8 protein-coding genes are annotated in these 9,115 nt (G+C 37.0%); 1 reads left to right on the forward strand and 7 read right to left on the reverse strand.

Going from position 1 to position 9,115, the window contains the following annotated elements; translation table 11 throughout:
* Positions 1 to 213 precede the first annotated feature (213 nt).
* The 6 genes from K8L98_RS14655 to K8L98_RS14680 all read right to left on the reverse strand — a co-directional run bounded on the left by K8L98_RS14655 (position 214) and on the right by K8L98_RS14680 (position 6,834).
* Positions 214 to 876: a DUF4352 domain-containing protein gene (locus tag K8L98_RS14655; protein ID WP_223435738.1), complete on the reverse strand. Its 663-nt coding sequence runs from the start codon at positions 874 to 876 to the stop codon at positions 214 to 216.
* Positions 877 to 1,018: 142 nt separating this feature from the next.
* Positions 1,019 to 2,419, reverse strand: coding sequence for an alkaline phosphatase (locus K8L98_RS14660; RefSeq protein WP_223435739.1), 1,401 nt, complete (start codon positions 2,417 to 2,419; stop codon positions 1,019 to 1,021).
* A 188-nt stretch (positions 2,420 to 2,607) separates the two neighbouring features.
* Entirely contained in the window at positions 2,608 to 3,801 is a 1,194-nt protein-coding gene (locus tag K8L98_RS14665; RefSeq protein ID WP_223435740.1) for an MFS transporter, read from the reverse strand.
* Positions 3,802 to 3,805: 4 nt separating this feature from the next.
* Complete coding sequence (locus K8L98_RS14670; RefSeq protein ID WP_223435741.1) at positions 3,806 to 4,849, reverse strand: ArsR/SmtB family transcription factor; 1,044 nt, start codon at positions 4,847 to 4,849, stop codon at positions 3,806 to 3,808.
* 288 nt (positions 4,850 to 5,137) lie between these two features.
* Positions 5,138 to 5,899 (reverse strand): CPBP family intramembrane glutamic endopeptidase, encoded by a 762-nt coding sequence (locus K8L98_RS26700; RefSeq protein WP_338037044.1) that lies wholly within the window; start codon positions 5,897 to 5,899, stop codon positions 5,138 to 5,140.
* A gap of 317 nt (positions 5,900 to 6,216) precedes the next feature.
* Complete coding sequence (locus K8L98_RS14680) at positions 6,217 to 6,834, reverse strand: class I SAM-dependent methyltransferase (RefSeq protein WP_223435742.1); 618 nt, start codon at positions 6,832 to 6,834, stop codon at positions 6,217 to 6,219.
* Positions 6,835 to 7,166: 332 nt separating this feature from the next.
* Between K8L98_RS14680 and K8L98_RS14685 the strand changes: the two genes are divergently transcribed.
* On the forward strand, positions 7,167 to 7,511 hold the full coding sequence (locus K8L98_RS14685) for a cyclic-phosphate processing receiver domain-containing protein (protein WP_223435743.1): 345 nt from the start codon (positions 7,167 to 7,169) through the stop codon (positions 7,509 to 7,511).
* Positions 7,512 to 7,586: 75 nt separating this feature from the next.
* Here K8L98_RS14685 and K8L98_RS14690 read toward each other — a convergent pair whose 3' ends face one another.
* Entirely contained in the window at positions 7,587 to 8,987 is a 1,401-nt protein-coding gene (locus K8L98_RS14690; protein WP_223435745.1) for a YcdB/YcdC domain-containing protein, read from the reverse strand.
* Between the last annotated feature and the right edge of the window lie 128 nt (positions 8,988 to 9,115).

A 9,115-nucleotide genomic window follows, 5' to 3' on the forward strand; every position in this document is an offset into this window, starting at 1 on the left:
AAGCTCCTTTGATGTAGTAGTTCCTATAAGAAAATAGTCATGAAAATAATAGTTCAAAGTATATCAGCTATTAAATTGATTGACTAGTTCATTTTTTCAGTACTCTTTTACAAAAAAGGCACAAATCGTTATTTATCAGCATTGAATGCGTTTACTTTACTCCGATAAAATTTCTTCCAATAAAAAAGACAATGCCTGTTTGGCATTGTCCTATTAAAACTTAATGTTTATTTCCTGTGCTTTCTCTTCTATCTGTTGTTCTTGATTTAATAGATCACTCGTCAAAATTTTAATACTCTTAATCTCTTTATCAGAATGATCCAAGATAAATCCGATATTCCCCCGTTTAGATCCATTTGCCGCAAGCTCGCCATTTAACTCCTCGAGGTAAATATCAGACTCCCAATCTTTATGCTCACCTGTATTCGTTTCAAGGACAGCTAACGGTGAGAAGAAAACAGGCTGATCTGACGTATTTTTAACTTCAATATTTACTTTCACAATATTAAACGTTTCTTCATGTGTAAAAGAGTGAAAGAAATCGATCATGCTGTAGGCCGGTGTATGCTCGATAATTTTGACATCATGGATTATTAGTTCAACATCGCCGACTTGGTACGTTTCATTGACTTTCTTAATAGCTTTTAACTCTGCTGCTCCTTTGTCGTCCTTAAAAGTCTGACCGACTTCAAGCAGCTCGCGGTCATCTGTAATTTGAGGGTTTGGAACGTAGACATCGTTTGTAGATTGTTTATTTGCTGAGGGTTCAGATACCGTTTCTTTCTCTTCTTCAGCAGCATCTTTTGGTGCTGAAGCTTGAGCTTGACATGCTGTAAGAATTAACGTTAATAATAGGAGGGTCCATAATTTTTTCATTTGTAATCCCCTTTTCTCTAGGAGTGGATATAGATTATTAGTAGTTCCGCTTTTGGCAGAAATAAGTCCGGCGATGAAGAACTATTTAGGCTTCATCGCCGGGGCTGTTCGTAAGAGTCACAGAAGAACAGCGGATTCCTGCTTATTTCTTTTTGTTTTTCTCTAAAATCTTAAAGATTATTTCTGCATGATCTGTGTTGTCCTTTTGGCCTGCAAACAATTCTGATCCAGGTCCATAAGCAAATACAGGAACATCTTCTCCTGTGTGACCGCCAGTTGTCCAGCCTGTGTTTGTGCGCTTGTTAAAAATAGATTCAATTGCATTATCTACTCGTAAAATACCTTTATCTTTATCTGCTTTTCCTTCCTCAGCAGCCTTTTTAACAGAATTAATTTCTTCTGCCGTTAGATCTAAATCGATATTTTGCTTTAATGTTTTTTCTGCATCTGCACCTTTAGTGACAATTTCATTAGCCATGAAATCAGGTGTGCGCTTAGCAGCTTTAATCGGTTCACCAAACCAGTTGTAGACACCATTAGCGCCGATTGAATATCCGCCAGTTGAATGATCAGCTGTAGCAACCACTAGTGTATGCTTGTCCTTTTTAGCAAATTCAATCGCTGCTTTGTATGCTTTTTCAAAATCCTGCATTTCACTCATGGCTGCGACAATATCATTGTCATGACCTGCCCAGTCGACCTGGCTGCCTTCAACCATAAGGAAAAATCCGTCTTTGTCCTTATTTAACCTTGTCAATGCAGAGTTGGTCATGTCTTGAAGCGAAGGTGTTTCATTGTTGCGGTCGATCATTTTCGGCATACCGCCTTCTGCAAACAATCCAAGTACTTGCTCATTTTTATCCTTCAATAAATCTTCCTTATTAGTAACATAGCTGTATCCATCTTTTTTGAATTCTTCTGTCAGGTTGCGGTCACCGCGGATGAAGTTGCTTGAGCCGCCCCCAAGCATCACATCTACTTTGTGCTTGCCGTTAATCATTTCGTCGTAGTAATCATCTGCTAATGAGTTCATGTTTTTACGGCTCATGTCATGTGCGCCGAACGATGCCGGAGTGGCATGCGTGATTTCAGAAGTTGCAACAAGTCCAGTTGACTTTCCTTTTTCTTTTGCAGATTCTAAAACCGTTTTAAGTTCCGTTCCATCGTTGTCTACAGCAATCGCTGCATTGAACGTTTTGTACCCAGTTGACATTGCCGTTGCTGCTGACGCTGAATCCGTTACATTTTCTGACGGATCTTCAGGATATGTCATCTGATTGCCGACAAGATGCTTATCAAATTCTGTGCGTTCAGCGACTGGTGTATTTGGATTATCCTGCAGATAGCGGTAAGATGAAGTATATGATACTCCCATTCCGTCACCGATTAAAAAAATAACGTTTTTGATTTCGCCCGTTTTATTAGAGGATGCTTCTGCATGATTCGCTTTCGCCTCAGGAAAGCTTCCAATTAAACTGCCAGCAACCACTGCTGAAAGTACAGCAACCGGAATGACTTTTTTTCCAAACTTTCTATTAAACAATGAAACGACCTCCCAATAGAATAGATTAATAATCTCTATTTACATTCTATTGGTCTTTCTTTAAGTAAGTTTGTTGACTTTGTAAATTCTCATTGTCCGTCCTTTACGTAATATTTACAAAAAAGACAAAGAAAACGCAGATTTTTTTACATTAAATTGAAGAAAAGCTGTCTCTTGCTTAACCCAGCTTAATCTGCCGCCTGAACTGCAAGTCTCCTTCTGAAAACCTTCAGGATTACAGCGCCTGCGCCTGACACTATACATATCAGAAGCCCAACGGATAAAAACAAAGCAGAAATCCCAATTTGCGAAGCGCAAAAAGTTCCATACAAAATCCCCAAAGGAGCGGCCGCTTTTGTTAACAAGAACCTGACCGACAGAATTTGTCCAAGGACCGAATCTGGTACCAGCCGCTGATAGAGGGTCGTGCTGTAGATGTTCCAAAAAGGCATGACGGCTCCAGCAATGATTTCTATTAAAATAGCAGCCCATAAAATTTTAGTGACTCCTAAAGCTAAATACGTGCAGCCTCCAATAAATAGCGCGGAGGTCATGACAATATACAGTGATTGTTTTGGAACTCTTATTTTTGCAGCGGCATAGCTCCCAAGAATATAGCCTAATGGAAAAGAAGCCGCGAACAGACCATATTCAAAAGCAGAGCCGCCGATTATCTCAGCTATGTATGGAATGTACATCGTTTGCGAAGCGTATACGCCAAAGCTGGCAACGGAAATAAATCCTCCTAAAACAAGCAAAATCCAATGGTTTCGATAAATTGTGAAACCCTCTTTAAATTGACCTGTCCAAGTATTCTTTTTCGTTTTTCTGATAAATGGCTCATTGATCTTCTGTATCATTGTAAAAGAAATGAAAAACATAATAGAAATGGATAAAAGAGCATCCTTATAATCAACAGCGGTTACTATCAAACCTGCAGCAGGAAGAGAAATAAACCTCATTAGCTGGACTCCGCCTGAGATTTTCGCATTCACTTTTACTAATTCCTCATCTTTAACGAGTTTTGGTATAAGCGCTGCAGCAGCAGGGTCATAAACGACAATTGAAGTTATAAAAGCTGAAAAGTAAAGAAATTCAACCTCTGCATTTCCTGAAAAAATGATCATCCACAATAGAAAATAAGCTGAACATCTTATCCATTCTGAAGTTTTCATCATAGTCGTTCTTTGAAAACGATCGATATAGGGACCCGCTAAAAATTGGATCAGCAGCTGGCCCGCAATACTCACCAGCCAAAGTCCTCCCATCGCAAACTTAGAGCCTGTTTCCCCATAGACAATCCAGGAAATGCAAAAGGTGCCAAACGTACTTGCGAAGGTTGAAAGCAGCTGATTGTAAAAAAGCAAGGAAACACTTTTCATCCATTCAGTTCCGTTCTAAATAATTCTCAATTTGGGTTTCAATACCCCGGAAAGCTTGTTCTGTTACGGAATAATAAGCACCAGTCACTTTCACAATTCCTGCTGAACGCAATAATGATAAATGGTGATGAACCGTTGTTTTGCCCATTCCAAGTAAAGCTGTAAGCTCCTTTAATGTTCTCTCTTTTTCAGAAAGCAGCTTTACGATCCGCAGCCGCTTTTCATCTCCAATTGCTTTAAAACGCTGGACAAGCTGTGCAGGCGGCTCGTAAGGATCTGCTGTTTCATTCAGACTGTTATTACTTACTGGATAATAGAAGACTTTTGTTTCTTCTAAATTAGCCTGAATGGTCCACGGCCGGTAAATGTGATGCGGGATCAGCAAAACCTTTGTAATACCTGGCTCCGGCTTGTAATCTACACCTGCTGCATGAAGAACAATTTCCTGAGGACTCTGATTTTTCAGCCAATGTTCCTTTTCCTTTTGATCACGTTCCAGAATGCTTCTTATTTCTAATTCCTGTTTTTGTATAAATTCTCTGTACCAGCCGATTGTTACCTGTTTAAAATGGTTTCTAAGTTCTTTTAAGTCACACCTGCAAATGAAATGAATCATTTGCGGGAAAAAAGCGTGTTCTTTACAAGCAAGGATCATCTCATTTTCAGATTCAGCATCTCCATTGGAAGCCTTCAGACGGTTCTCATCCTGAGTTTGATCCAAGTAAGGCAGTATCAAATATTTCAGGTGCTGATCAGGAAGATCATCAATAAAACCATGTAGATCTTTAAAAGAAGAAAAATTCTCCTCGTGCAAAAGCTGCAGCAGCATTTTCCACGTATTGTGTTCCTGACAATATTGCAGCTCGGCCGTCAGACTTTCAGAAAGATTATATCGGATGTGATCCCATTCCTGCTTTGGCTTCTCCAGCTGGTTATGCAGCTTTGGATATGTAATCATGGCAATTCCAAGCACACATTCAAATATTATCGAATGCTTTAGTTCTACTTCGTATGATTTTCTTTCAAAGGATGTGTTTAATAAGTTCATTTTTATCATCTCCTTTCTTTTATTCTAATTATATAGAATGTTTTATTCAACATATTTAGAATTTAATTAAAAACTGGTTTCACTCGCTGAAATAGGAAAGCACTTAGGACTAGACAAACGCTGAGAACAAATGTTGAATTCAGCGTGTCAAAGATCTAACTGCCATACGGTAGAGATGTTATGAAGGTGATCGATCATTTAAATTAAAAATAGCTCAGAGCCTTTTATACTCTGAGCGTCGTAATTAAATGGGGTTATTCAATTAAATCCCCCTTGTATGGAATAAGTTCAAATTATCCATCCATTGAAAACCATCCCCAAGTTGATAACAATGTGAAACACTATGGATGGATATATACTATTGGTCTTTAAAACTACGATTGCATAGAAAAGCCCTCCGAAAGAAAAAAGTAAGCTTATTATTACAGGAATTCCAATTGCTAAATGCAGCAGCCCGAATCCGATACTGGTTATTACGACAGCATAAAAGGTGGAAACATTTCTTTTTAAACTTGATAACATAATACCTCTCCAAATTACCTCTTCAAGTGTAGCGTTTAAGATGGCAAATAATATACCAAAAAGTAATATTGATTTTAAATAGCTCATTTCTTGATGAATAAATAATGGTATAAGTATTGTGCTCGATACCATAAGCCCAATAAGTAAAAAGTATGGTAATTTAATTGTATGAAACGGCATTGTTATACGTCTTTGCCAATCTGGTAATAGTCCGAAGTAAAATATCTTCTGCTTAGATAACATTAGTGAAATCACTGTTCCAACCATAATAAACAAAAGTAAACTTCTGTTAATTATGGTTTTTATTTCTACGGATATGTTCCATTCATTTATGTAGCTGCTTCCAATTTGAAACATCAATGTACCTAATAAGAAGAATATAAACAAGGAAACGGATGAACGGTATTTATTAGTTGAGATATAGATGAGGAGCAAGAATATCAGTGGTAATAATCCCCAAACAAACAACCTAAATGAAAAAAGAATAATACCTGCGAAAAATAAGATTGCCAAAAATAAGAGAAACATATTTGTCCGTGAGCGATATATGCTAATCCCCCCTTTAATAAAGCACAATTAAACCGTTTTCATCTAAACTTGATCAAGATAACTGCTCTTTAGCTGAATAAGCTCCTGTAAATACAATACCATAAAAAGTAAATTATCAATCATCTTATTTAAAAACAACAATCTTTACGAAATGAGCCTTAAAGAAAAAGAGAACAAAAAAATGCTCAGAAGTTCCCACTCTGAACATTGACCATTCAAATATTCTCTTTATTAAAGAATATTACTATCACTCTTACCTAAAGATGACGAACACTAAGTGTCTCCTAGGCACACTATCACTGCTTAGTAACTATTATCTTTCTATACATTCCGTTGAACATGATCCCTGCATCCTCTTTAATACGGAGTTTTGCTTTTTGTTTTGCAAATAATTCCTCAAAATTCAATCCAATATCAGTTCCTAAAACCTTGATAAATGGCCTAATGATTTTTTTTATTAAGGAGAGCCTCTTTGCTTTGGAGGAAAACTTATCAAACAGTATGATTTCACCCTCTTTTTTCAAAACTCGCGACATTTCTCCAAAACATTTATCTGCGTCTGGTACTACAGAGAGTATTAAACTCCCTACTATTATGTCAAATTGTTCATCTGGAAAATTCATTTCTTGAGCATCCATTTCTATGAAATGGATAGAAGAGTTGGGAAATTTCTCTTTTGCTTTGTTTAGCATTTCAGGTGAAAAATCGATAGCGGTAATATCTAGTCCATTGTGATGAATCTGTTCTAAATCTGCTCCTGTTCCTACACCGACAAAAAGGACTTTTTGTGTACGATTAAATGTCCTTTCTTGAAATATTTTCTTTCGGGCATTGAGAAAGCGGCCTGAATTGAAAAACTTATCGTAAACTGGAGACCAAACCTTATATATCGCTTTATTCCAAGCATTATTCATTTCTCCACCCTCTTTAAAAATCAGTAATTGATAAAACTATAAATTCCTATTTATTCTATTTGAGTTACTTAAAGATCCATTGTGCCTAAAAAAATTAAGACGGTAATCTCATGATGATTTCCTGCAGTCTATTCATTTATGGCGAAGTTACACCATTTCCTGCTCCTGAATACTTCATAAAAATTTTTTTATTACAACAATTGGCATCTAAGTGTCTGTTCTGAGAGCTTTTATATACGTAATCTCCTCTTCGGCAAAGCGGTTTCCCCTTTGTTTATGCTGAAAATATGTTACACTTAAGACAGGTCAAAAATTGATCGGAGGAAATCATCATGCAAATCAGTGTCTTCTTAGATGATTACCGAACGTGCCCAAGCGGATATGTTTTGGCAGAAAATATAGATCAGTGCATCAGTCTTTTGCGGAATAACTGTGTGGACCATCTTTCACTTGATCATGATCTTGTAAACAAAACAAGAAACGGGCTAATGCTTGTTGAGTACATGGTTAATAATCACCTTTATGCCAAACGCATCACGATTCATTCCGCCAATGCTGTCGGAAGCAAAGCTATGTACAAGTATTTTAAAAAAGCACAGGATGAATTTAAAATGCCGAAATCTATTAAAGTTATCTTAAAACCCATGCCCCTTCATTCTATTGCTGCCTGCCGCTAACTCCTGCCTGCAAAAATTCTATATAGCGATTTTTTTGAGGTATTACTTAAAAACTGATGCCTCTTTTTAATGGATTTAAAATCCTTTTTCCACTATAAGTTTTCCATTTTTCGCATGAATAAAAGCAACAGTCCCTTTAAAATCTGGATAGATAGGTTTATAAACGAGCTGATAATAGCTTTCTGAATTGTCTTTATACTCTTTAGACCATTGCTTTTCAATTTGGAAGACTGAACGAAATATTTCTATAGCATTCTCTTTAGAAATTCCGGGATCAGGATCAATTGACAACAGCAGCTTCGGCTCTACTTCTGGTCCAAGATAGTGTGTGATTTTCCCAGCGGTTCGGCTCACACTAATTCTTGCCGTTCCATATCTCACAGATATTCCATGATGGATAAGATCAAATTGAAAAAGGGCTCTTGCTTCATCACTTTCTATTTCTTCATTCATCCGGAAATAAAGATGAGCATCAGGATAAATGGCGTTTAAAAATTGAATGGCTGCTATTTCACATTCTTTTATGCTCAGCAATTGATTCCCCGCCGTTTCAATAAAAGAAATGAATCCTATTAATTTGCCGGTTTCTTTATCACGCTTTACTTTTATTGTATTTTCATTTCTTTTGTTGAAAAAAGTCATGATGCTATGATCTGCTGCAGCTGGCTCGTCCCCATATTTTCTATATACCTGTCCAATCGCATCCCCGAAATCCTGCTCTCGAATTTTGGCAAAGCCTGCATCCAGTTCTGTTAACGCTTCTGGGGAGAATCCAGATTCTAACTTTGGCAATCTTTTGTAAATTTGTCCTTTATCTTCTTCTTCATTTTCTATAAATACTTTTTGTTTCCCGTCTGCCGGCATCTTATAAAAAAGCAATTCTGGTTCATACACTAAGTGAGGAAGATTGTCCCCTTTTTCATAGAGTTCTTCATTAAGGCAGACTATCATCAGATTCATGATTATGTCTTTCAGAAATTCACATCTTACTTTTTCTTCAGGCAGCAGCAACTCGGGAAAAACAATGTGTTCAGCTGAACCATTAAAATGAAACTGCATAATTTCCCCGTGTTCATTAATATCTATGTAAAAACCGGTAAATGGCAAAGGTAAATCCAATTCCATCTGGATATAAGATACGCGGAGATTCACATCTATTTTGTGTACATGCTCTTCCATAAACTTATTAACTGCACCAGGATAATGAATCTCGACAAATTGCAATGCTTTATTTTTTAAATCCTCTTGATTAAAGAGATTGTGTTGAACCTCTGCAGTTGATTTGTCTTTTGTTAAATCAAGCAGATGACCGTTTCCATCCAGCTCAATCCAAATCCCCATTTCTTCCTCATCTGGATGCTTCCATGCGAAAATCGCCCGGCTTCCATCCTCAGAATAATCTTCAATTTCAAGCTGATATTCACTTGGAATCACACAAATCTGCCTTGCTTTATATAAAAGTTCCTTATTATGCATAACCTTCTCCTTTTTTAAGAGCTGCAGTCTATTACTTTATATACGTATCTAAAGGCTGTTTTGTTTCATAGAGTGATATAAAAAACCCCGCCAACTTAGGACGGGATCAAATGATAACTGCTTAGCTA

Origin of the sequence: Metabacillus dongyingensis (assembly GCF_019933155.2) — a bacterium.
In the GTDB taxonomy this organism is placed as follows: domain Bacteria; phylum Bacillota; class Bacilli; order Bacillales; family Bacillaceae; genus Bacillus_P; species Bacillus_P dongyingensis.

Excerpts from the sequence above, each read along its gene's own strand:
- K8L98_RS14685 (WP_223435743.1), top strand. The coding sequence starts at position 7,167 with ATGCAAATCAGTGTCTTCTTAGATGATTACCGAACGTGCCCAAGCGGA.
- K8L98_RS14690 (WP_223435745.1), bottom strand. The coding sequence starts at position 8,987 with ATGCATAATAAGGAACTTTTATATAAAGCAAGGCAGATTTGTGTGATT.
- K8L98_RS14670 (WP_223435741.1), bottom strand. The coding sequence starts at position 4,849 with ATGAACTTATTAAACACATCCTTTGAAAGAAAATCATACGAAGTAGAA.
- K8L98_RS14680 (WP_223435742.1), bottom strand. The coding sequence starts at position 6,834 with ATGAATAATGCTTGGAATAAAGCGATATATAAGGTTTGGTCTCCAGTT.
- K8L98_RS26700 (WP_338037044.1), bottom strand. The coding sequence starts at position 5,899 with ATGTTTCTCTTATTTTTGGCAATCTTATTTTTCGCAGGTATTATTCTT.
- K8L98_RS14665 (WP_223435740.1), bottom strand. The coding sequence starts at position 3,801 with ATGAAAAGTGTTTCCTTGCTTTTTTACAATCAGCTGCTTTCAACCTTC.
- K8L98_RS14655 (WP_223435738.1), bottom strand. The coding sequence starts at position 876 with ATGAAAAAATTATGGACCCTCCTATTATTAACGTTAATTCTTACAGCA.